Origin of the sequence: Micromonospora parathelypteridis (assembly GCF_014201145.1) — a bacterium.
Lineage (GTDB): Bacteria > Actinomycetota > Actinomycetes > Mycobacteriales > Micromonosporaceae > Micromonospora > Micromonospora parathelypteridis.
This window is the reverse complement of sequence record NZ_JACHDP010000001.1, coordinates 769981-795042: the sequence shown is the minus strand read 5'-3', so window position 1 is coordinate 795042 and position 25062 is coordinate 769981. Positions and strand designations below refer to the sequence as shown.

The window sequence follows — 25062 nt, the reverse complement described above, 5'->3', positions numbered from 1 at the left end:
TCGAGCACCTGTCCGCTGTGTCCGCTCCGGGAGCCCGCATGTGGTGGCGGCTTCCGTTGACCTGAGTCCAGCCCGGTCGTGCTGCCGTATCGAAGAGGTTGCCGTACATGCAGAATGAGCAGAAACTTCGCGAATACCTCAAGCGCGTCACGGCCGACCTGCAGCAGACCAAGCAAAGGCTGGACGAGGCGGACGAGCGGCGACACGAGCCGATCGCGATCGTCGGGATCGGCTGCCGCTACCCGGGCGGCGCAGGCTCTCCTGAGGAGCTGTGGCGCATCGTCGCCGAGGAGCGCGACGTCGTCTCCGCGTTCCCCACCGACCGCGGCTGGGACTTCGACGCGCTGTACCACCCGGACCCCGACCAGCCGGGCACCTTCTACACCCGGGAGAGCGGCTTCCTCTACGACGCCGCCAACTTCGACCCGGCGTTCTTCGGCATCTCCCCGCGGGAGGCGCTGGCCATGGACCCGCAGCAACGGCTGCTGCTCGAGGTCGCCTGGGAGTCGCTGGAGCAGGCTGGGATCGACCCGCAGACGCTGCGCGGCACCCGCACCGGCGTCTTCGCCGGAGTCATGTACCAGGACTACGCCGCCCGTCTCGACACCATCCCCGCTGACATCGAGGGCTACCTCGGCGTCGGCAACGCCTACAGTGTCACCTCCGGACGCATCTCCTACACCCTGGGCCTGGAGGGTCCGGCCGTCTCGGTCGACACCGCCTGCTCGTCGTCGCTGGTCACCCTGCACCTGGCGGCACAGGCGCTGCGCAACGGCGACTGCACCCTGGCGCTGGCCGGCGGCACCACCGTCATGTCCACCCCGGACACCTTCGTCGACCTGGCCCGGCAGCGTGGCCTGGCGCCCGACGGCCGATGCAAGGCGTTCGCGGATGCCGCGGATGGCGCCGGTTTCGCCGAGGGCGTCGGAATGCTGGTCCTCGAACGGCTCTCCGACGCCCAGCGCAACGGGCACCGGGTACTGGCCGTCGTGCGCGGCTCGGCGATCAACCAGGACGGCGCGAGCAGCGGCTTGACCGCGCCGAACGGTCCCTCCCAGCAGCGCGTCATCCGCCAGGCCCTGGCAAACGCCCGGCTCACCGAAGCCGACGTCGACGTCGTCGAGGCGCACGGCACCGGCACCACCCTCGGCGACCCGATCGAGGCGCAGGCGCTGCTCGCCACCTACGGACAGGACCGTCCGGAGGGCCGGCCGCTGTGGCTGGGCTCGATCAAGTCGAACATCGGGCACACCCAGGCCGCGGCCGGCGTCGCCGGGGTGATCAAGATGGTGATGGCGATGCGGCACGGGATGCTTCCGCGCACCCTGCACGTCGACCAGAGGTCTTCCAAGGTGGACTGGTCGGCGGGTGCGGTCGCCCTGCTGACCGAGTCGCAGCCGTGGCCGATCGCGGAGCGTCCGCGCCGTGCGGGTGTCTCGTCGTTCGGCATCAGCGGCACCAACGCCCACGTCATCCTTGAAGAGGCGCCACCTGCGGCGGCCGAGGAGCCCGAGGCGTCAACCCAGCGTCGCGACCTGGACGGGCCGGTCGTGCCCTGGGTCCTGTCCGCCAAGACCCCGGCCGCCCTGCACGGACAGGCCGAGCGGCTCGCACGCTGGGTGACCGAGCGGCCCGATCTCGACCCGGCCGACATCGGCCGTTCCCTGCTGTCGTCGCGCTCACTGTTCGACCACCGCGCCGTCGTGGTGGGCGACAGCCGCGACGAGCTGCTGCGCAACCTCACCGACTTCGGCCGTGGTGGTCCGGTGTCGGGTGTGGTGTCGGGTGTGGGTGGGGGTTCGGGGTGTGGGGTGGTTTTTGTTTTTCCGGGTCAGGGGTCGCAGTGGGTGGGGATGGCGGTGGAGTTGTTGGAGTCGTCTTCGGTGTTTGCGGGGGCGATGGGTGAGTGTGAGGTGGCGTTGTCGGAGTTTGTGGATTGGTCGTTGGTGGGGGTTTTGCGGGGGGTGGTGGGGGAGCCGTCGTTGGAGCGGGTAGATGTGGTGCAGCCGGTGTTGTGGGCGGTGATGGTGTCGTTGTCGCGGGTGTGGGCGGGGTTGGGTGTGGTGCCGTCGGTGGTGGTGGGTCATTCGCAGGGGGAGATTGCGGCGGCGGTGGTGGCGGGGGTGTTGTCGTTGCGGGATGGGGCGCGGGTGGTGGCGTTGCGGTCGCGGTTGTTGGTGGGGTTGGCCGGTGGTGGGGGGATGGTGTCGGTGGCGGCGGGTGTGGGTGTGGTGGAGGGGGTTTTGGGTCGGTGGGGTGGTGGGTTGTCGGTGGCGGTGGTGAATGGTCCGTCGTCGGTGGTGGTGTCGGGTGAGGTGGGGTTGTTGGCTGAGTTTGTGGGGTGGTGTGAGGGTGAGGGGGTGCGGGCGCGGTGGGTGCCGGTGGATTATGCGTCGCATTCGGCTCAGGTGGAGGTGTTGGAGTCGGAGTTGGTGGGGTTGTTGGGGTCGGTGTCGGGGGTTTCGGGGTCGGTGGCGATGGTGTCGTCGGTGTCGGGTGGGTTGGTGGATGGGTCGGAGTTGGGTGGGGGTTATTGGTATCGGAATTTGCGTGAGCGGGTGGATTTTGAGGGTGCGTTGGGTGTGGCGTTGGGGGTTGCGGGTGTGGGGTGTGTGGTGGTGGAGGTGTCGGCGCATCCGGTGTTGGTGATGGCGGTTCAGGATGTGGTGGAGGGTGTGGGTGGTGGGGTGTCGGTGGTGGGTTCGTTGCGGCGGGGTGAGGGTGGGGCGGGGCGGTTGTTGTTGTCGGCGGGTGAGGTTTTCGCGGCGGGTGTGGATGTGGATTGGTCGGGGGTGTTGGGTGTTGGTGGGTCGGTGGTGGATTTGCCGACGTATGCGTTTCAGCATCAACGCTTCTGGCTCGAGGAAGCCGACGACGAACGCACCGCCGGGAACGTCCACGAGATGGCCCCCGAGGAATTCCGCTTCTGGGACGCCGTCGACCGCCAGGACACCGCCGCGCTCGAGGCCGCGCTAGACGCCGGTGAACAGCAATGGGTCGATTCCGCGCTCCCCGTTCTGGCCACCTGGCGTCGCCAGTACCAGGACCGCTCGACGATCGATCGCTGGCGCTACCGCGTCACCTGGAAACCGCTGCCGACCCGAACCACCGCGCTGAGCGGCACCTGGTTCCTGATCACCCCCGACGGCGTCGCCAACGACTGGATGGACGGTGCCGAGACCACCATCGCCGCGCACGGTGGCAACACGATCCGCCTCTCCTGCGACGCGGCGGAAATCACCCGCGCGGCGCTCGCCGATCGGATCCGCGAGCTCGCCGCCGCCACACCGCCGGCCGGCATCCTCTCCCTGCTCGCTCTCGACGACGCCCCGCACCCCGACCATCCAGCCGTGCCCTGCGGGCTCAACGGAAACCTCGCCCTCGTGCAGGCTCTCGGCGACGCCGGAATCGACGCCCCACTGTGGTTGGGAACCCGCGGCGCGGTCTCCACCAGTGGAGCCGACGCGGCTGCCCTTCCCGCCCAGGCGCAGATCTGGAGCCTCGGCAGGGTCGCCGGTCTGGAACACCCGGACCGTTGGGGCGGCCTGATCGACCTGCCACCGGCGGCCGAGCAGCGCAGCCTCGCCCAGTTCGCCGCCGCGCTCAGTGGCGCCGGTGACGACGACGAGATCGCCATACGCGCCAGCGGCATGTTCGGCCGTCGCTTCCAGCGCGCCTCGCTGATCGACTCGGCCGGCGGAGAAGGCTGGACCCCGCGCGGCACCATCCTGATCACCGGTGGCCTCGGCGCGCTCGGCCGGCACGTCGCCCGCTGGGCCGCCGGCAACGGGGCGAGTCACCTGGTGCTGTGCAGCCGCCGTGGCGCCGACAGCCCCGGCGTGGACGAGCTGAGCGCCGAACTGGCCGCCCTCGGCGCCCGCGTCACGATCGTGGCCGCCGACACCGCCGACCGCGACGCGCTGGCCGCCGTCCTCGCCGAGACCAACCAGGACAGCGACGAGCCACTCACCGCGGTCGTACACGCGGCCGGGGTGGGGGACACCGCCGCGCTGGCCGACACCGACCTCGACCAGACCGCGGCGATCATCACCGCCAAGGCCGCCGGCGCCGCCCACCTCGACGAACTGCTCGGCGACACCCCGCTCGACGCGTTCGTACTCTTCTCCTCGAACGCCGCGGTCTGGGGCGGCGCCGACCAGGGCGCGTACGCCGCGGCCAACGCCGCCCTGGACGCGGTCGCCGAGCAGCGGCGCGCCCGCGGCCTGACCGCCACGTCGATCGCCTGGGGCCTGTGGGCCGGTGGCGGCATGGGCGCCACCGGCGACGAGATCGCCGTGCTGCGCCTCGGGCTCAAGCCGATGGATCCGCGGCTCGCCGTGCTCGCCATGGTGCAGGCCGTCGAGCACGAAGAGACCACCGTGTCGATCTGCGACATGGACTGGGAACGCTTCGCCCCCGCATACACCGCCGCCCGACCCCGGCCGTTCATCGGTGACCTGCCCGACGTACGGCAGCAGACCCAGGCCCAGCAGCAGCCGCCGTCCATCGAGGCGGGCACCGAGTTTGCCCAGCGGCTGGCCGTCCTGCCCGCCGGTGAACGGCGCGACGTGGTCCTCGAGATCGTCCGGTCGCAGGCCGCCGCCGTGCTCGGCCACTCCGGCACCGACGCGATCCAGCCCGCCTCGGCCTTCCGTGACCTCGGCTTCGACTCACTGACCGCGGTCGAGGTGCGTAACCGGCTCAACGCGGCGACCGGCCTGCGTCTGCCGTCCACCCTGGTCTTCGACCACCCGAACGCGTACGCCGTCGCCGACTTTTTGCTGGCCGAGGCGCTCGGCGCCCACGACACGCCCGCGCCGATCGTGGGAAGCATGGTGGCCGCCGACGACGAGCCGATCGCCATCGTGGCGATGAGCTGCCGGTTCCCCGGCGACGTCCGCACCCCGGAGCAGCTCTGGGAACTCGCCGTCGAGGGCCGCGACGCGATCGCGCCGTTCCCCGCCGACCGCGGCTGGAACGACGGCGACAGCGAGGACGGCGAGTCGTACGCCCGTGACGGCGGCTTCGTCTACGACGCCGGCGACTTCGACGCCACCTTCTTCGGTATCAGCCCGCGCGAAGCCATCGTCACGGACCCGCAGCAGCGCATCCTGCTCGAGATCGCCTGGGAGGCCTTCGAGCGGGCCGGGATCGACCCGCACTCGCTGCGCGGTACCCCGGCCGGTGTCTTCGTCGGCGCGACCGCCCAGGGGTACGGCTCCGAGGCGTACGAGGCGCCGGAAGGCTCCGAGGGCTATTTCATCACCGGCAGCCAGACCGCCGTCATCTCTGGGCGCGTCTCCTACGTGCTGGGCCTGGAAGGGCCCGCGATCACCATCGACACCGCGTGCTCCTCGTCGCTGGTTGCCATGCACCTCGCGGCGCAGTCGCTGCGGCGCGGCGAGTGCAGCCTGGCGCTGGCCGGCGGCGTCACAGTGATGGCCAGCCCCGGAGCGTTCGTCGAGTTCGCCCGCCAACGCGGCCTCGCGGTGGACGGCCGCTGCAAGGCGTTCGCGGGCGCCGCCGACGGCACCGGCTGGGGCGAGGGCGCCGGGCTCGTGCTGCTCGAACGTCTCTCCGACGCCGAACGCAACGGCCACGAGGTGCTGGCCGTACTGCGTTCGTCGGCGATCAACCAGGACGGCGCCAGCAACGGCCTCAGCGCGCCGAACGGCCCGTCGCAACGGCGGGTCATCCGGCAGGCGTTGGCGAACGCGGGGCTGTCGCCGGTTGACGTGGACGCGGTGGAGGCGCACGGCACCGGGACCCGGTTGGGTGACCCGATCGAGGCGCAGGCGCTGTTGGCCACCTATGGGCAGGACCGTCCGCAGGGGCGGCCGCTGTGGCTGGGCTCGATCAAGTCGAACATCGGGCACACCCAGGCCGCGGCCGGCGTCGCCGGCGTGATCAAGATGGTGCAGGCGGTTCGGCACGGCTACCTGCCCCCGACCCTGCACGTGGACGAACCGACCCCGCAGGTGGACTGGTCGGCCGGCGCGGTCGAACTGCTGACCGAGGCCCAGCCGTGGCCCCGCACCGAACGCCCCCGCCGGGCCGGCATCTCATCGTTCGGTGTCAGCGGCACCAACGTGCACACCATCATCGAGCAGGCGCCACAGCCCGCCGCGGCCCCCACGGCGGCCGAACCGACGGTTCCGGACGGCGTCGTCGTGCCATGGGTGCTCTCCGCCCTGTCCGAGGCGGCCCTGCGTGACCAGGCGGCCCGGCTCGCCGAGTTCGTCGCCGCCGCACCGGACACGCACCCGGCCCAGGTCGGCCTCTCCCTGGCCGTGACCCGGGCCCGGTTCCCGCACCGCGCCGTCGTGCTCGGCGCCGACCACACCGAACTACTGCACGGTCTGACGGACCTGGCCGAGGGCCAGGGTGGCCTCGGCACGCTCGCCGGCGTCGCCCCGGCCGCCGCCCGCGTCGCCGTCATGTTCACCGGCCAGGGCAGTCAGCGCGTCGGCATGGGTCGTCGGCTGTACGACACCTTCCCGGTCTTTACCACCGCCTTCGACCAGGCATGCGAGCTGCTCGAAAACGAACTCGGCGCGTCCGTGCGCGACGTCGTGTTCGGCACCGACTCGACCGCCGGCGACCTCGACGACACCGTCTTCACACAGGCCGGGCTCTTCGCCGTCGAGGTCGCGCTGTTCCGCCTGGCCGAGTCGTGGGGCGTCGTGCCGGACTGCCTGATCGGCCACTCCATCGGCGAGATCGTGGCGGCCCACGTGGCCGGCGTCCTCTCGCTGGCTGACGCGTGCGTGCTCGTCGCCGCCCGCGGCCGGCTGATGCAGGCGCTGCCCGGCGGTGGCGCGATGGCCGCGGTCGCCCTGGACGAGGCCACCGTCGCCGAGGCGATAGCCGCCTCGGCCGGCCAGATCTCGATCGCGGCCGTCAACGGCCCCACCTCGGTGGTGATCTCCGGGAACGCGGACCACGTCGAGGACCTGGTCGAAACCTGGCGCGCCGCCGGGGAGCGGGTCCACCGGCTACGGGTCAGCCACGCGTTCCACTCCGCTCTGATGGAGCCGATGCTCGACGAGTTCGGCCGGGTCCTGGCCCACCTCGACTTCGCGGCGCCGCGGATCCCGGTCGTTTCCAACGTCACCGGCGCCCTGGCCACGACTGACGAGCTGTGCTCGCCCGCGTACTGGGTCCGGCACGTCCGCGACACCGTCCGCTTCGCCGACGGCATCACCGCGGTGCTCGCCCGCGGCGTGACTGCCCTGCTGGAGTTGGGCCCGGACGGCGTACTCTCCGGCCTGGCCCGGGAGAGCGCCGGCGACACGCCACTTGCCGTCGCCGCGGCGCTGCGCAAGGGCCGCGAAGAGATCGCCGCGTTCACCGCGGCGCTCACCGGCCTGCACACCAGCGGCCTCGAACTGGACTGGCACGGCGTGTTCGCCGGCCGGACGACCACCACGATCGACCTGCCCACCTACGCCTTCCAGCGCCAGCGCTACTGGTTGCGCGCCGCCCCCGCGGCCGGTGACGCGAGCGGCCTCGGCCAGTCCGCGACCGGCCACCCGCTGCTCGGCGCCGCTGTCGCCCTGCCCGACAGCGACACGGTCGTGCTCACCGGCCGCATCTCCGCTCAGAGCCAGCCGTGGATCGTCGACCACCAGGTCGCGGGCGCCGTCCTGCTGCCCGGTACCGCCCTGGTCGACCTCGCCGTCCACGCTGGTGACCAGGTCGGCTGCGGCACCCTGCAGGAACTCGTGATCGAGGCGCCGCTGGTCCTGCCGACGCGTGCCGCGGTCGTCCTGCGGGTGACCGTCGAGGGCTCCGCTGGTGCGACCTCGCGTCCTGTCGCCATCTACTCCCGCCGCGCCGACGCGGCCATCGACGACGCCTGGATCCGGCACGCCAGCGGTCTCCTCACCATCGAGACGCCCGTCGCGCCGCCGGAGCTGCAGGAATGGCCGCCAGCCGGCGCGCAGCCGCTCGACGCCGCCGGGCTCTACGACGACCTCGCCGCAGCCGGCTTCGGCTACGGCCCGATGTTCCAGGGACTGCAGGCCGCCTGGCGTCGCGGCGACGACGTGTACGCCGAGGTGGAGCTCCCGGAGACCGCCTCGGTCGCCGGATTCGGGCTGCACCCCGCGCTGCTCGACGCCGCCCTGCACGCCGACGCACTCGGCTTCCCGGCGGCGGAGCAGGACGCGCCGCGCCTCCCGTTCGCCTGGACCGGAGTCACCCTGTACGCCCGGGACGCGTCGGCCCTGCGGGTCCACCTCACCCGCGCCAACGAGGGCCTGACGATCAACGTCGCCGACGGGACCGGAGCCCCGGTCGCCGCCATCGACCGGCTGGTCTTCCGCGCGGTGGACACCGACCGACTGGCACAGGCACCGGCCGTCACCGACGCCCTGTTCCGGCTCGACTGGGTGCAGCTGCCGGTCACCGTCACCACCCAGCCCTCCTGGGCGGTGCTCGGCCCGGTCATCCCTGGCGTCGAGGCCGGCGTCCATCCGGATCTGGATTCCCTGCTCGAAGCCGAGGTGCCGGAGACGGTACTGGTGCCGCTCCCGCCCGCCCCGGACGCCGAGCTGCCAGCCGCGATGCATGCCGCGGCCACGGGTGTGCTCACCCTGATGCAGCAGTGGCTCACCGACGAGCGCTGTGCCGGGTCGCGTCTCGTGTTGATCACCTCGGGCGCGGCCGGTGACGACATCACCGACCTGGTGCACGCACCGGTCTGGGGACTGGTCCGTTCGGCGCAGAGCGAGAACCCGGGCCGCTTCGTCCTGGTGGACGTCGCCGGCGCGGCCGGCGGGGAACTGCTCGCCGCCGCCGTCGAGACGGGCGAACCCGAACTGACCGTACGGGACGGGGTGCTGCGCGCGCCGCGACTCGTTCGTACCACCGCCGCGCAGCCCGAACGTCCCGCCCTGGAGCCAGGTGGCACGGTGCTGGTCACCGGAGGCACCGGTGCACTGGGCGCGCTGGTGGCCCGGCACCTGATCACCGCGTACGGCGTGCGTCACCTGGTCCTGACCAGCCGCCGGGGACCCGCCGCACCGGGGGCCGACGACCTGGTCGCAGAACTCACCACCCTGGGCGCCACCGTTGAGGTGGCCGCCTGCGACGTGGCCGACCGCGCGTCGCTGGCCGCCCTGCTGGCACACCTCCCCGCGCTGACCGGCGTCGTGCACACCGCCGGTGTCATCGACGACGGGCTGGTCACCTCGCTGACCCCGAGCCGCCTGACGGACGTACTCGCCCCCAAGGCCGACGCTGCTCTGCACCTGCACGAGCTGACCCGGGACCGCAACCTGGCGATGTTCGCGCTGTTCTCCAGCGCCGCCGGCATCCTCGGCAGCGCGGGTCAGGCCAACTACGCCGCCGCCAACACCTTCCTGGACGCGCTCGCCCAGTACCGTCGTGCCGAGGGTCTGCCCGCCGTGTCCATGGCGTGGGGCCTGTGGGCGCAGTCGCAGGGCATGGGCGGCAGCCTGGACGACACCGGCCGGTCCCGTTTGCAGCGCGGCGGCGCCCGCGGCCTCGAGGACGCCGAGGGCTTGGCCCTCTTCGACGCCGCCCAGCTCGGACAGGACCCCGTGGCCCTGCCGATGCGTCTCGACCTCGCGTCGCTGCGGCGCACGGCGACCGAGGTGCCCCACCTGTTCCGCTCGTTGGTGCGTACCACCGGCCGCAAGTCCGCCCGCCGCGGTGCCGGCGGCGACGGTTGGGCGCGGCAGATGGCCGCGCTCGGCGAGGCCGAACGGCACGAGACGATCCTGAATCTGGTACGGACTCAGGTCGCGGCGGTGCTCGGGCACGCCAGCCCGGACGCGGTGCAGCCCACCTGGGCGTTCAAGAACCTCGGTTTCGACTCGCTGACCGCCGTGGAGCTGCGCAACCAACTGTCGGCCGCGACCGGCCTGCGGTTGCCCGCCACCCTCGTCTTCGACTACCCGAGCACGCTGGCGGTGGTCGAGTACCTGGAGAGCGAGTTGCTCGGCAGTTCGGCGGCGCCCGACCGTACGGCGGTTGCCACCGCGCGCACCTCCGACGACCCGATCGCCATCGTCGGCCTCGCCTGCCGGTACCCGGGCGGGGTGACCGGCCCGGAGGACCTGTGGCAGATGCTGCTCCGCGGCCGGGACGGGATGACGGCGTTCCCGGTTGACCGCGGCTGGGACCCGGCCGACCGGTTCGTCGCGGACCCGGAGCGGCCGGGCGTCGAACGGACGTTGGAGGGCGGCTTCCTGCACGACGCACCCGCCTTCGACGCCGGCTTCTTCGGGATCTCGCCGCGTGAGGCGTTGGCCATGGACCCGCAGCAGCGGTTGCTGCTGGAGGCGTCGTGGGAGGCGTTCGAGTCGGCGGGCATTGATCCGTCCTCGGTCCGTGGCAGTCAGACCGGTGTGTTCGCCGGCGTCATGTACCACAACTACGCGGCCCGGCTGACCGAGGTTCCCGATGGTGTCGGTGCCTTCCTCGGCACGGGAAACTCCAGCAGCGTCGTCTCCGGGCGGGTGTCGTACACGTTCGGATTTGAGGGCCCTGCGGTCACGGTTGATACGGCGTGCTCGTCGTCGTTGGTGACGTTGCACTTGGCGGCGCAGTCGCTGGGTCGAGGCGAGTGTGACCTGGCGTTGGCCGGTGGTGTCACGGTGATGCCGACGCCGGACACGTTCCTCGACTTCGCCATCCAGGGCGGGCTGGCCTTCGACGGTCGGTGCAAGGCGTTCGCGGGTGCGGCGGACGGCACCGGCTGGTCCGAGGGTGTCGGCATGTTGGTGCTGGAGCGGCTCTCCGACGCGCAGCGCAACGGCCATCGTGTCCTGGCGGTGGTGCGGGGTTCGGCGGTCAACCAGGACGGTGCGTCGAATGGTTTGACCGCGCCGAACGGTCCGTCACAGCAGCGGGTGATTCGGCAGGCTTTGGCGAATGCCCGCTTGTCGGCGGCGGATGTGGATGCGGTCGAGGCGCACGGCACCGGCACCCGGCTGGGTGATCCGATTGAAGCGCAGGCGTTGTTGGCGACGTATGGGCAGGACCGGTCGGAGCCGTTGTGGTTGGGGTCGGTCAAGTCGAACCTGGGTCACACGCAGGCGGCTGCCGGGGTGGCTGGGGTCATCAAGATGGTGCAGGCGATGCGGCATGAGGTGTTGCCGAAGACGTTGCACGTCGATGAGCCGTCGCCGCACGTGGACTGGTCGTCCGGGGCGGTGTCCCTACTGACCGAGCAGCGGCCGTGGCCTCGGGGTGAGCGTGTACGTCGGGCTGGTGTGTCGTCGTTCGGTATCAGTGGGACGAACGCGCACGTGATTCTGGAGGAGCCTCCAGCCGAGGTTGCCTCGGAGTCTTTGGTGTCGGCGCCTGTGCCGTGGGTGTTGTCGGCGAGGTCCGAGGCGGCTCTGCGGGATCAGGCAACTCGGCTCAGTGATTTCGTTGCCGCGCATCCGGAGATCTCCCCGGTCGATATCGGGTGGACGTTGGCGGGTCGGGCTCGTTTCGAGCATCGTGCGGTGCTCAACGCTGGTTCGTTCGATGTGTCGCCGCGGGTGGCGGTGGAGGCGCGGTTGGGGGTGATGTTCACCGGTCAGGGCAGTCAGCGTTTGGGTATGGGTCGGGGTTTGTATGACACCTTCCCGGTGTTCGCGGCAGCGTTCGACGAGGTGTGCGACCTGCTCCCGGGTGATGTGAAGTCGGTGGTGTTCGGGGATGACGCCGACCTGTTGAACAACACGGAGTACGCGCAGCCGGCGTTGTTCGCCGTCGAGGTGGCGTTGTTCCGGCTTGCGGAGTCGTGGGGTGTGCGCCCGCAGGTGCTGCTCGGCCATTCGGTGGGGGAGATCGTCGCCGCGCATGTCGCGGGTGTGTTCTCTCTGTCGGATGCGTGCACGTTGATCGCGGCGCGTGGTCGGTTGATGGCAGCTCTGCCTGCGGGTGGGGCTATGGCGGCGATCGGCCTGGACGAGGCCACGGTTGCCGCGGCCTTGCGGGCAGATGCGGCCTTGGGTGAGCGGGTGCAGATCGCTGCCGTGAACGGCCCCACCTCGGTCGTGATCTCCGGCGACGAGGAAGCTGTTGAGGCGCTGGTGGGGCGGTGGCGTGCTGAGGGTGTGCGGGTGCGCCGCTTGGCGGTGAGTCACGCGTTCCATTCGCATTTGATGGAGCCGATGCTGGCGGAGTTCACCACGGTGTTGGAGGGCCTGACGTTCGGGGCGGCGCGCCTGCCGGTGGTGTCGAACCTGACGGGTGAGGTTTCGGACTGCGGTTCGGTTGAGTACTGGGTGCGGCACGTGCGGGAGGCGGTCCGTTTCGCGGACAGTTTGAGCACGGTTGCGGGTATGGGTGTGACCGCGCTGTTGGAGTTGGGTCCGGACGGTGTGTTGTCGGCGATGGCGGATGACACGGTCGCGGTCTCGGCGTTGCGGGATGGTCGTGATGAGGCGGAGTCGTTCACTGCCGCGCTCGGTGGTCTGCACGAGGTGGGTGTGGAGTTGGACTGGGCTGGTGTGTTTGCCGGCCGGGGCGGCAGGCTGGTTGATCTGCCGGCCTATGCGTTCCAGCATCAGCGGTACTGGCTTGACGCGCCTACCGGGACTGGTGACCCGTCGGGGCTCGGTCTGGGCCAGAGCAGCCACCCGTTGCTCGGTGCGGCGGTGTCCCTGCCCGACAGCGACACCGTGCTGCTGACCGGCCGCCTGTCCGTCCAGACGCATCCTTGGCTGGCCGAACATCGGGTTGCCGGCACGATCCTCGTGCCGGGCACAGCGCTGATCGAACTCGCGATCCACGCCGGCGACCAGGCCGGCTACGGCACCCTGCAGGAACTCGCGATCGAGGCGCCGTTGGTGTTGCCGGAGCAGGGTGCGGTGGTGCTGCGGGTGACTGTGGATGCGTCCACGCAGGCGGTGTCGATCTATTCCCGTCCGGCGGACGGTGACGATTCGTGGACTCGGCACGCGCACGGCACGGTCTCGGCGCAGGTGGCCGGTGTCCCGACTGATCTGGCGGTGTGGCCGCCGGCCGGTGGCGAGTCGCTCGACGTCGATGGTCTGTATGACGTGTTGGGTGATGCTGGTCTGGGTTACGGTCCGGTGTTCCAGGGTGTTCGTGCGGCGTGGCGTGCCGGTGACGAGGTCTTCGCCGAAGTGGAGCTGCCCGATGGCACGGCGGTGACCGGCTTCGGCCTGCACCCGGCGCTGTTCGACGCGGCCCTACATGCCATTGCCCTCGGCGGCGTCGTCGACACCGCAGGCTCGGGCCCGTGGCTGCCGTTCGTGTGGAGCGGGGTGAACCTGTACGCCACCGACGCCTCCGTGCTGCGAGTGCGGCTCACCCCGGCCGGAATCGGCGCAGTGTCGGTACTGGCCTCGGACGCCGCCGGATCCCCGGTCCTCTCCGTTGAGTCGTTGGTGCTGCGTCCTCTGGAGTCGGCGCGGCTCTCCACGGTCCAGGATGCGATGTTCGGCCTGGAGTGGGCCGAGGTCGCCACTGCGAGTATCTGGGATGGGGATTGGACGACGACCGACGATGATTTCGATGGTCGGGTTCCGGCGGTGGTGGTCGTTCCGTCGTTGGTTGATTCTGCTGTTGGGGTGGTGCGTTCGGCTCATGAGGCTGTGGCGGCGGCGTTGGCGTTGGTGCAGCGGTGGGTTGGTGAGGATCGGTTCGGCGAGTCGTTGTTGGTGTTTGTGACGGCTGGTTCTGGGCCGGTGGACGCTGCGGTGCAGGGTTTGGTTCGTTCGGCGCAGACGGAGAATCCGGGGCGTTTCGTTTTGCTCGACCTGGGTGCCACGCCGGTGACGTCTGAGTTGCTGGGTGTGGCGTTGGGTAGCGGTGAGCCGGAGCTTGTTCTTCGGGATGGGCGTTGGTTGGCTCCGCGTCTGGTCCGTGTGGTGGCGTCGCCGGTTTCGGTGTCGGCCGACGGCACGGTGTTGATCACCGGTGGTACGGGTGCGTTGGGTGCGTTGTTGGCGCGGCATCTGGTGGTGGAGCACGGCCTGCGGAGTTTGGTGCTGACCAGTCGTCGTGGCCTGGATGCTCCGGGGGCTGTGGGGCTGGTCGCGGAGTTGTCGGCGTTGGGTGCTGTGGTGCGGGTGGTTGCGTGTGATGTGTCTGATCGTGAGGCGGTTGCTGGGCTTGTTGGGGGGATCGCGGATCTGCGTGGGGTGGTGCATACCGCGGGTGTTCTTGACGATGGGTTGGTTACGTCGTTGTCGTCGGAGCGGTTGGATGTGGTGTTCGGGCCGAAGGTCGATGCGGCGTATTACTTGCATGACCTGACTGTGGGTCGAGACCTGGACATGTTCGTGGTGTTCTCGTCGGCGGCGGGTGTGCTGGGTGGCGGTGGGCAGGGTAACTACGCGGCGGCGAACAGTTTCCTCGACGAGTTGATCCGGCAGCGCAACGCGGTCGGGTTGGTCGGTACGTCCCTGGCGTGGGGCCTGTGGGAGCAGGCCGACGGCATGGGTGGCGACGTTCACCGCGCCGGCGTCGCGGGACTCACCGAGACCGACGGCCTGCGTCTCTTCGACGCCGGATGGGCGCAGGGCGGGCTTGTCGTACCGATGCGCCTCGACCTCGCCGCGCTGCGGCGTACTCCCGGAGAGATCCCGCACCTGTTCCGTTCGCTGGTCCGGGTCTCTGGACGGCGTGCCGCGCGGCGCACCGCCGGCGGTTGGGTCGAGCGGTTGCTGGCGATGCCGTCGGGCGACCGCGCGGAGACTGTGTTGACGCTGGTTCGTACGGCGGTAGCTGAGGTTCTGGACTATGCCGGGCCGGACGCTGTCGGTCCGGGTTCGGCGTTCAAGGAGTTGGGTTTCGACTCGTTGACGGCGGTCGAGTTGCGTAATCGGTTGGCGTCGGTCACCGGGTTGCGACTGCCGGCGACGTTGGTCTTCGACTACCCGACGGCCACTGTGGCTGCGGAGTTCATCCTCGGCTTGGCGGTTGGTGATGACGCGGTTGCCGCGCCGGTGGTGGCGAGCGCGGTCACCGAGGATCCGATCGTGGTGGTGGGTATGGCCTGCCGCTATCCGGGTGGAGCGACCTCACCGGAACAACTCTGGGAGCTGGTTGCCACTGGTGGGGATGGCATCGGCGCGTTCCCCGACGACCGAGGCTGGGATGTAGCGGATCTGTTGGACACCACGGTCTACGAGGTGGCTGGTGGTTTCCTCTATGACGCGGCGGGCTTCGATCCGGGATTCTTCGGGATTTCCCCGCGTGAGGCGTTGGCCATGGATCCGCAGCAGCGGTTGCTGCTGGAGTCCTCGTGGGAGGCGTTCGAATCCGCCGGGATCAACCCCGTCTCGGTACGCGGCAGTCAGACCGGTGTCTTCGCCGGCGTGATGTACCACAACTACGCCGCCGGAGTCGTGGGCGTACCCGAAGGCGTCGAAGCCTTCCTCGGCACCGGCAGCTCCACGAGCGTGGTGTCGGGGCGCCTCTCCTACACCTTCGGGTTCGAGGGTCCGGCGGTCACGGTTGATACGGCGTGTTCGTCGTCGTTGGTGACGTTGCATTTGGCGGCGCAGTCGTTGGGTCGGGGTGAGTGTGATCTGGCGTTGGCGGGTGGTGTCACGGTGATGCCGACGCCGGACACGTTCGCGAGTTTCGCGCAGCAGCAGGGGTTGGCGCGTAACGGTCGGTGTAAGGCGTTCGCGGGTGCGGCGGACGGCACCGGCTGGTCCGAGGGTGTCGGCATGCTGGTGCTGGAGCGACTCTCCGACGCGCAGCGCAACGGTCACCGTGTCCTGGCGGTGGTGCGGGGTTCGGCGGTGAATCAGGACGGTGCGTCGAATGGTTTGACCGCGCCGAACGGCCCGTCACAGCAGCGCGTCATCCGGCAAGCCCTGGCCAACGCCGGGCTGTCCCCGGCCGACGTCGACGCCGTCGAGGCACACGGCACCGGCACCCGGCTGGGTGACCCGATCGAAGCGCAGGCGCTGCTCGCCACGTACGGACAGAACCGGTCCGAGCCGCTCTGGCTGGGCTCGATCAAGTCCAACATCGGCCACACGCAGGCCGCCGCCGGAGTCGCGGGTGTCATCAAGATGATCCAGGCCTTCCGGCACGAGTCCCTGCCGAAGACCCTGCACGTCGACGAGCCGACAGCGCAGGTGGACTGGTCCTCCGGGGCGGTGTCCCTGCTGACCGAGTCGCGGCCCTGGCCGGCGACGGATCGTCCGCGTCGGGCTGGTGTCTCGTCGTTCGGGATCAGTGGCACGAACGCGCACGTGATTCTGGAGGAGCCTCCGGCCGAGGTTGTCCCGGAGTCTTCGGTGGGTGGTCCGGTGCCGTGGGTGTTGTCGGCGAGGTCCGAGCCGGCTCTGCGGGGCCAGGCAACTCGGCTCAGCGATTTCGTCGCGGCGCATCCGGAGATCTCGCCGGTCGACATCGGGTGGACGCTGGCCGGTCGGACTCGTTTCGAGCATCGTGCGGTGCTCAAGGCTGGTTCGTTTGAGGTGTCGCCGCGGGTGGCGGTGGAGGCGTGGTTGGGGGTGATGTTCACCGGTCAGGGCAGTCAGCGTTTGGGTATGGGTCGGGGTTTGTATGACACCTTCCCGGTGTTCGCGGCAGCGTTCGACGAGGTGTGCGACCTGCTCCCGGGTGATGTGAAGTCGGTGGTGTTCGGGGATGACGCCGACCTGTTGAACAACACGGAGTACGCGCAGCCGGCGTTGTTCGCCGTCGAGGTGGCGTTGTTCCGGCTTGCGGAGTCGTGGGGTGTGCGCCCGCAGGTGTTGCTCGGTCACTCGGTGGGGGAGATCGTCGCGGCGCACGTCGCGGGCGTGTTCTCCCTGGCGGATGCGTGCGTGTTGATTAGCGCGCGTGGTCGGTTGATGGCAGCTCTGCCTGCGGGTGGGGCGATGGCGGCGATCGGCCTGGATGAGGCGACGGTCGCCGCGGCCTTGCGGGGAGATGCTGCGCGGGTGCAGATCGCTGCCGTGAATGGCCCTACCTCGGTGGTGATCTCCGGTGATGAGGGTGCGGTTGAGGAGTTGGTGGGGCGGTGGCGTGCTGAGGGTGTGCGGGTGCGCCGTCTGGCGGTGAGTCACGCATTCCATTCGCCTTTGATGGAGCCGATGCTGGCGGAGTTCACCACGGTGTTGGAGGGCCTGACGTTCGGGGCGGCGCGCCTGCCGGTGGTGTCGAACCTGACCGGTGAGGTCGCGGACTGCGGTTCGGTTGAGTACTGGGTGCGGCACGTGCGGGAAGCGGTCCGTTTCGCGGACAGTCTGGCGACGGTGGCGGGGATGGGTGTGACCGCCCTGTTGGAGTTGGGTCCGGACGGTGTGCTGTCCGCGATGGTCGACGACACGTTCGCGGTCGCTGCTCTGCGGGACGGTCGTGACGAGGCGGAGTCGTTCACTGCCGCGCTCGGTGGTCTTCATACGGTGGGGGTGGAGCTGGACTGGGCTGGTGTGTTCGCCGGCCGGGGGGCGAAACTCGTCGACCTGCCGACCTACGCGTTCGAGCATCAGGAGTTCTGGCTGCGTAGCAGCGCCGGCACCGGAGACGCCACGGGCCTGGGTCAGTCCGCGACCGGGCACCCGCTGCTGACCGCTGTCGTCACGGTTCCCGACAGCGACACGGTCGTGTTGACCGGTCGGCTGTCCGTGCAGACGCATCCGTGGTTGACCGACCACCGGGTCGGCGACGAGGTGATTCTCCCCGGCGCAGCGCTCGCCGAGCTCGCGGTCCACGCAGGTGACCAGGTTGGCTGTGGCACCGTCGACGAGCTCACCATCCACACGCCGCTGATCGTCCCGGCCCAGGGCGCGCTCGCGCTGCGCGTCACCGTGGACGACAACCGGGCCGTCGCCATCCACACTCGCCCGGACACCGCAGCCTCGGACGACCCGTGGACCCGGCACGCGAGCGGCGTCGTCACCACGGCCGAACCGGCCGGCGCAGCCGATCTGACCGCCTGGCCGCCGTCGAACGCCGAACAACTCGACACCGGGCACCTCTACGACGACCTCGCCGACACCGGACTCCACTACGGGCCCATCTTCCAGGGCCTGCACGCCGCCTGGCGGAAGGGCGACGAGGTCTACGCCGAGATCTCCCTGCCGGAGACGACGTCGGTGACCGGCTTCGGGCTGCACCCCGCACTCTTCGACGCTGCCCTGCACGCCGCCGCGTTTGGCGGCTTCGTCAGCTCCGCTGAAGAGGGGCGGACCCGACTCCCGTTCGCCTGGAACGGAGTGAGTCTGCACGCTGTCGGCGCCACGGCGTTGCGCGTACGGCTCGCTCCCGCAGGCCCGGACGCGGTCTCGCTAACCATTGCGGACAGCACCGGAAACGCCGTGGCGCAGGTTCGCAAGCTCCACTTCCGAGCCATGGAAACCCGTGGCCCGGCGGATCACCTCTTCGCTGTTGATTGGGTTGATGTGGCGCCGATGTCGGTGCCGGTGTCGGCTGAGGTGTTTGAGGTGGTGGTGTTGGAGCGGGTTGTGGGTGGTGTGGTTGATGGGGTGCGTGCGGTGGTGGGGGACGTGTTGAGTCGGGTGCAGTCGGTGAGTGGTGCTGGTCGGTTGGTGGTGGTGGCGCGGGGGATGGATGTGGTGTCGGCGGCGGTGTTCGGGTTGGTGCGGTCGGCGCAGAGTGAGAGTCCGGGTCGGTTTGTGTTGGTCGACGTGGGTGATGTGGCGGTGACGGATGAGTTGGTAGCGGGTGCTCTGGGTGTGGGCGAGCCGGAGTTGCGGTTGCGGGAGGGGGTGTGGCAGGCCCGGCGTTTGGTGCGTGGGGTGGGTGGTGTGTCGGTGCGGGTGCCGGCGGCGGGGACGGTGTTGGTGACGGGTGGTACGGGCGCGTTGGGTGGCTTGTTGGCGCGGCACTTGGTGGTGGAGCACGGGGTGCGGAGTTTGGTGTTGACGGGTCGCCGGGGGGTGGGGGCGCCTGGTGTGGAGGGCTTGGTCGATGAGTTGTCGGGGTTGGGCGCGGTGGTGCGGGTGGTGGCGTGTGACGTGTCTGATCGTGAGGCGGTCGCTGGGCTTCTTGGGGGGATCGCGGATCTGCGTGGGGTTGTGCATACCGCCGGTGTTCTTGACGACGGGCTGGTTGCGTCGTTGACGTCGGAGCGGGTTGGTCGGGTGTTTGGGCCGAAGGTGGATGGAGCGTGGTATTTGCATGAGTTGACGGCTGGCCGTGACTTGGAAATGTTTGTGGTGTTTTCGTCGGCGGCTGGTGTGGTGGGGAATGTCGGTCAGGGGAATTATGCGGCGGCGAATAGTTTTCTCGACGAGCTGATCCGGCAGCGCAATGCGGCCGGGTTGGTCGGTACGTCTTTGGCGTGGGGTTTGTGGGATCAGGCCGGTATGGGTGCGGGTGTTGATGGTGTGCCGGGCTTGTCTGAGGCTGAGGGGTTGGCGCTGTTCGATGAGGGCTGGGCGCAGGGCGGGGTTCTGGTGCCGATGCGTCTTGACCTTCCTGCTCTTCGTGCGGGTGGTGACGTGCCGCCTCTGTTCCGTTCGTTGGTTCGTGGCCGCACCCGACGCACCGCCCAGCAGGGCGGTTGGGTCGAGCGGTTGCTGGCGATGCCGTCGGGCGACCGCGCGGAGACTGTGTTGACGCTGGTTCGTACGGCGGTAGCTGAGGTTCTGGACTATGCCGGGCCGGACGCTGTCGGTCCGGGTTCGGCGTTCAAGGAGTTGGGTTTCGACTCGTTGACGGCGGTCGAGTTGCGTAATCGGTTGGCGTCGGTCACCGGGTTGCGACTGCCGGCGACGTTGGTCTTCGACTATCCGACGGCCACTGTGGCTGCGGAGTTCATCCTTGGCTTGGCGGTTGGTGATGACGCGGTTGCCGCGCCGGTGGTGGCGAGCGCGGTCACCGAGGATCCGATCGTGGTGGTGGGTATGGCCTGCCGCTATCCGGGTGGAGCGACCTCACCGGAACAACTCTGGGAGCTGGTCGCCTCCGGCCGTGACGGCATCGGCGCGTTCCCCGACGACCGAGGCTGGGACCTCGCCGGCCTGTTCGACCCGGACAGCGACCGGGCGGGCTCCTCGTACGCCCTGGAAGGCGGGTTCCTCTACGACGCCGCGGACTTCGATCCGGGATTCTTCGGCATCTCGCCGCGGGAGGCCCTGGCCATGGATCCGCAGCAGCGGTTGCTGCTGGAGTCCTCGTGGGAGGCGTTCGAGTCCGCCGGGATCAACCCCGTTTCGGTACGCGGCAGCCAGACCGGTGTCTTCGCCGGCGTGATGTACCACAACTATGCTTCGCGGCTGTCGGCGATCCCGGACGAGGTGGAAGGCTTCCTCAGCACCGGCACCTCGGGCAGTGTGGCCTCCGGCCGCATCTCGTACACATTCGGTTTCGAGGGACCCGCGGTCACGGTCGACACCGCCTGCTCATCCTCGCTGGTCACGTTGCACCTCGCGGCGCAGGCGCTGGCCCGCGGCGAATGCGACCTGGCGCTGGCCGGCGGCGTCACCGTGATGCCTTCGCCGGACACCTTCGCCAGCTTCTCCCGCCAGCGCGGCCTTGCCCGCGACGGTCGGTGCAAGGCGTTCGCGGGTGCGGCGGACGGTACCGGCTGGTCCGAGGGTGTCGGCATGCTGGTGCTGGAGCGGCTCTCCGACGCGCAGCGCAACGGCCACCGCATCCTGGCCGTGGTGCGCGGTTCCGCCGTCAACCAGGACGGCGCGTCGAACGGCTTGACCGCGCCGAACGGCCCATCGCAGCAGCGCGTCATCCGGCAGGCCCTGGCCAACGCCGGGCTTTCCCCGGCTGACGTCGACGCGGTCGAGGCACACGGCACCGGCACCCGGCTGGGTGACCCGATCGAAGCGCAGGCGCTGCTCGCCACGTACGGACAGAACCGGTCCGAGCCGCTGCGGCTTGGCTCGATCAAGTCCAACATCGGGCACACCCAGGCCGCTGCCGGCGTCGCCGGGATCATCAAGATGATCCAGGCCATGCGGTACGGAGTGCTGCCGCAGACCTTGCACGTCGACGAGCCCACCCCGCAGGTCGACTGGACGGCGGGCGCGGTCGAGCTGCTGACCGAGTCACGACCGTGGCCGGCCGTCGACCGTCCACGCCGGGCCGGCATCTCCTCGTTCGGGATCAGCGGCACCAACGCCCACGTGATCCTGGAGGAGGCGCCGCCCGCGCCGCCCGCTGCGGAGCCGATCGCCGACGTGCCCGTACCCTGGATCCTGTCGGCGAAGTCCGAGGCCGCCCTGCGGGACCAGGCCGCGCGCCTCGCCGGATTCCTGGCCGAGCACCCGGACGCCACGGACGTCGGCGTCGCCCGGGCACTGCTGAGCCGGACCAGGTTCGAGCATCGTGCCGCGTTGCTCGGCGAGGACCGCGCGACCCGGCTGGCCGGCCTGGCCGCTCTAGCCGCTGGCGAACCCTCCGCGGTCGTGGTGACCGGGGAGGCCGGGCCGGTCCGGACCGCGGTCATGTTCACCGGTCAGGGTAGTCAGCGACTCGGCATGGGCCGTGGGTTGTATGACACGTTCCCGGTGTTCGCCGCCGCCTTCGACGAGGTGTGCGACCTGTTGCCCCGCGACGTCAGGTCGGTCGTCTTCGGCGAGGACGCAGCACGGCTGGACGAGACCGAGTTCGCGCAGGCCGGCATCTTCGCGTTGGAGATCGCGCTGTACCGCCTCGCCGAGTCGTGGGGTCTGCGACCGGACTGCCTGATCGGCCACTCGATCGGTGAGATCGCCGCCGCGCATGTGGCCGGGGTGCTGTCCCTGCCCGACGCGTGCACGCTGGTCGGCGCCCGCGGCCGGCTGATGCAGGCACTGCCGGTCGGCGGCGCGATGGCCGCCGTGGCCCTGGACGAGGAGACCGTGCAGGCGGCCCTGGACGAACGGGTGTCGATTGCCGCGATCAACGGCCCGGCCTCGGTGGTGATCTCCGGTGCCGAGGACGCGGTGCTGAGCCTGATCGAGGCGTGGCGGAGCGAGGGCGTACGGGTCCGCCGCCTCAACGTCAGCCACGCGTTCCACTCGCCGCTGATGGAACCGATGCTCGCCGAATTCGAGCGGGTCCTGGACGGGCTCACGTTCGCACAGCCGCACCTGCCGGTGATCTCGAACGTCACCGGCCAACTCGCCCTGCCCAGCGAACTGGCCTCGCCCGGGTACTGGGTGCGGCACGTCCGGGAGGCGGTCCGGTTCGCCGACGGCGTCACCACTGTGCTCGAGCGGGGCGTGACCGCACTGCTGGAGTTCGGGCCGGATGGCGTGCTCACCGGTATGGCGCAGCAGAGCCTGACCGACTCGGCCGCGGTCCGGGTGGTCCCAGCCCTGCGCAGTGGTCGTGACGAAGCAGCGACTCTTGTCGCTGCCCTGGCGAGCCTGCACACGATCGGGGTCGACCTGATCCTGCCCGTCGGTGCCGCCCGCCCGGCTGACCTACCGACGTACGCCTTCCAGCACGAGCGGTACTGGCTGGAGGCACCGGCTACCGCCGCCGTTGACGCCGCAGGCCTCGGTCTCGGCGTGACCGGCCATCCGTTGCTCGGTGCCACGATGACGCTGCCGGAGAGCGACACGGTGGTGCTGACCGGGCGACTCTCCGTGCACACCCACGCATGGCTCGCCGAGCACCAGCTCGGTGACACGATCCTGGTCCCCGGCGCCGCGCTCGTCGAGCTGGCGATCCACGCCGGTGACCAGGTGGGCTGCGGCACGGTCGAGGAGCTGACAATTGAGGCGCCCCTGGTGCTGCCGGCGCAGGGTGCGGTGACGCTGCGGGTGACCGTGGACGAGTCCAGTCACGCGGTCTCGGTGTACTCGCAGGCCGAGCACGCCGACAACTGGACCCGGCACGCCCACGGACTGGTGACCGCACAGACCAAGGCAGCGCCGGCCGACCCGGAGGCCTGGCCCCCCGCGAACGCCGAGCGGCTGGACACCGATGGCCTGTACGACATGCTCGCCGACGCCGGACTGGTCTACGGCCCGATGTTCCAGGGTGTGCGCGCCGCTTGGCGTACCGGGGACGGGATCTGCGCCGAGGTGGCACTGCCCGACGGTGCCGCCGTCGACGGCTTCGGCCTGCATCCGGCGCTGTTCGACGCGGCGTTGCACGCTGTCGCGCTGGGCGGCTTCGTCGGTGGCGTCGGTGACGCTCCGGCGCTGCCGTTCGCGTGGTCGGGAGTGAGCCTCTACGTCACGGGCGCCGCCACACTGCGGGTACGGATGTCGCCGGCCGGCACCGACGCGATCGCTCTGGCCATCACCGATGAGACAGGTACGCCGGTCCTTCAGGTGGAGCGGCTGGTGCTGCGCGCGTCGGCCACCCCCGGCGGCAACCTGGACACGATGTTCCGTCGCGACTGGGTCACCATCTCGGCCGGAGCCAGCATGCCACCCGCGACCTGGGCGACTCTGGGCGAGGCGCTGCCGGGCCTGGAGGCCAAGGTGTACGAGGACCTGGCCGACGTCGCCGAGGCGGAGGTCGTACTCGTTCCGCTGCCCGCCCTCGCCGCCGCCGGACCCGCCCGGGCGGCGCACGACCTGACCGCCTCCGCTCTGGCACTGCTGCAACAGCGCCTCACCGCGGACCTGGAACTCGGCTCCCGCCTGGCCTTCGTCGCCACCGACGCCAGCCCAGCGGCGGCGGCGGTGTTCGGGCTGGTCCGCTCTGCGCAGGCAGAGAATCCGGATCGATTCGTCCTGCTCGACCTCGGCGGCGCCGAGGCCACCACCGACATGCTGGCCGAAGCTCTGGCCGCTGGCGAGCCGGAGCTGAGGTTCCGCGACGGCGCGTGGCAGGCCCCGCGTCTGGTCCGGGAAACCGTCGAACCTTCCCCGGTCCCAACCGAGGGCACGGTACTGATCACCGGTGGCACCGGTGCGCTGGGCGCGCTGGTGGCCCGGCACCTGGTCACCGAGCACGGGGTGCGGAGTCTGACCCTGACCAGCCGCCGGGGCTCGGAAGCGCCGGGTGCCTCGGAGTTGGCCGCCGAGCTGGCCGGGCTGGGCGCCGCGGTGAACGTCGTCGCCTGCGACGTGGCAGACCGGGCCGCAGTGGCCGCCGTCCTGACCGGCATTGGTGATCTGACCGGTGTGGTGCACACCGCCGGTGTGCTGGACGACGGACTGATCACGTCCCTGACACCCGAACGGCTGGACCGTGTGCTGGCACCGAAGGTCGATGCGGTCCAGCACCTGCACGAGCTGACGGCTGACCGGAACCTGGACATGTTCGTGGTGTTCTCGTCCGCAGCCGGGGTCGTCGGCAACCCGGGTCAGGGCGCCTACGCGGCGGCCAACAGCTTCCTGGACGCGCTGATGGCCGAGCGGACCGCGGCCGGGCTGGCCGGGACGTCTCTGGCCTGGGGCTTGTGGGAGCAGGCCGACGGCATGGGCGGGGACCTGCACCGGTCCGGGGTCGCCGGACTGAGTGACGCCGACGGTCTGCGACTGTTCGACGTTGGCTGGGCACATGGTGGTCTGCTCGTGCCGATGCGCCTCGACCTCGCGGCGATTCGGCGCGAGACGGAGACACCGCACCTGTTCCGGACACTCGTACGCAGCGGCACCCGCCGCCGGGCACAGCGGAACAGCGGACCCAACGACCTCGCCGCACGGCTCACCGCGATGAGCTCCGGCGAGCGGCTGGACACCCTGCTCGACTCGGTCCGCCGGCACACCGCCGGGGTGCTCGGATTCGCGGGCGCCGAGCAGGTCCTGCCACAGCGCGGCTTCCTGGAGATCGGCATCGACTCGCTGACCGCGGTGGAACTGCGCAACCAGCTGGGCGCGTCCCTCGGCCGCAAGCTCCCGGCCACGCTGATCTTCGACTACCCGACGCCGGCACTGCTCGCCGAACATCTGGCGGGTCAGTTCGGCCAGGACCACGCCATGACCTCGCTGTCCGCCTACGCGGAGATTGACAAGCTGGAAGCGCTGCTGAACGCGCTGAGCGGCGAGATCGACGACCGCGCTGGCATTACCGCCCGGCTGCGTGACGTCATGGCCAAGTGGACCGCGACGCGGGACAACGGCGAGCAGACCGCCACCGACAACCTGCGAACGGCGACCGCTGACGAGCTGTTCGACATGCTCGACAGCGAACTCGGCCAGTCCTGATCCCACCTGCCGCAGACCCACCAGG

Annotated in this window: 1 protein-coding gene; it reads left to right on the top strand. The window is 70.3% G+C overall.

Translation table 11 applies throughout. From position 1 onward, the window contains the following. Positions 1 to 107: 107 nt before the first annotated feature. On the top strand, positions 108 to 25037 hold the full coding sequence (locus tag HNR20_RS03155) for a type I polyketide synthase (protein WP_311736867.1): 24930 nt from the start codon (positions 108 to 110) through the stop codon (positions 25035 to 25037). The last annotated feature ends 25 nt before the right edge of the window (positions 25038 to 25062 follow it).

Coding starts and splice junctions, on each gene's coding strand:
- HNR20_RS03155 (WP_311736867.1), top strand. CDS start 108: ATGCAGAATGAGCAGAAACTTCGCGAATACCTCAAGCGCGTCACGGCC.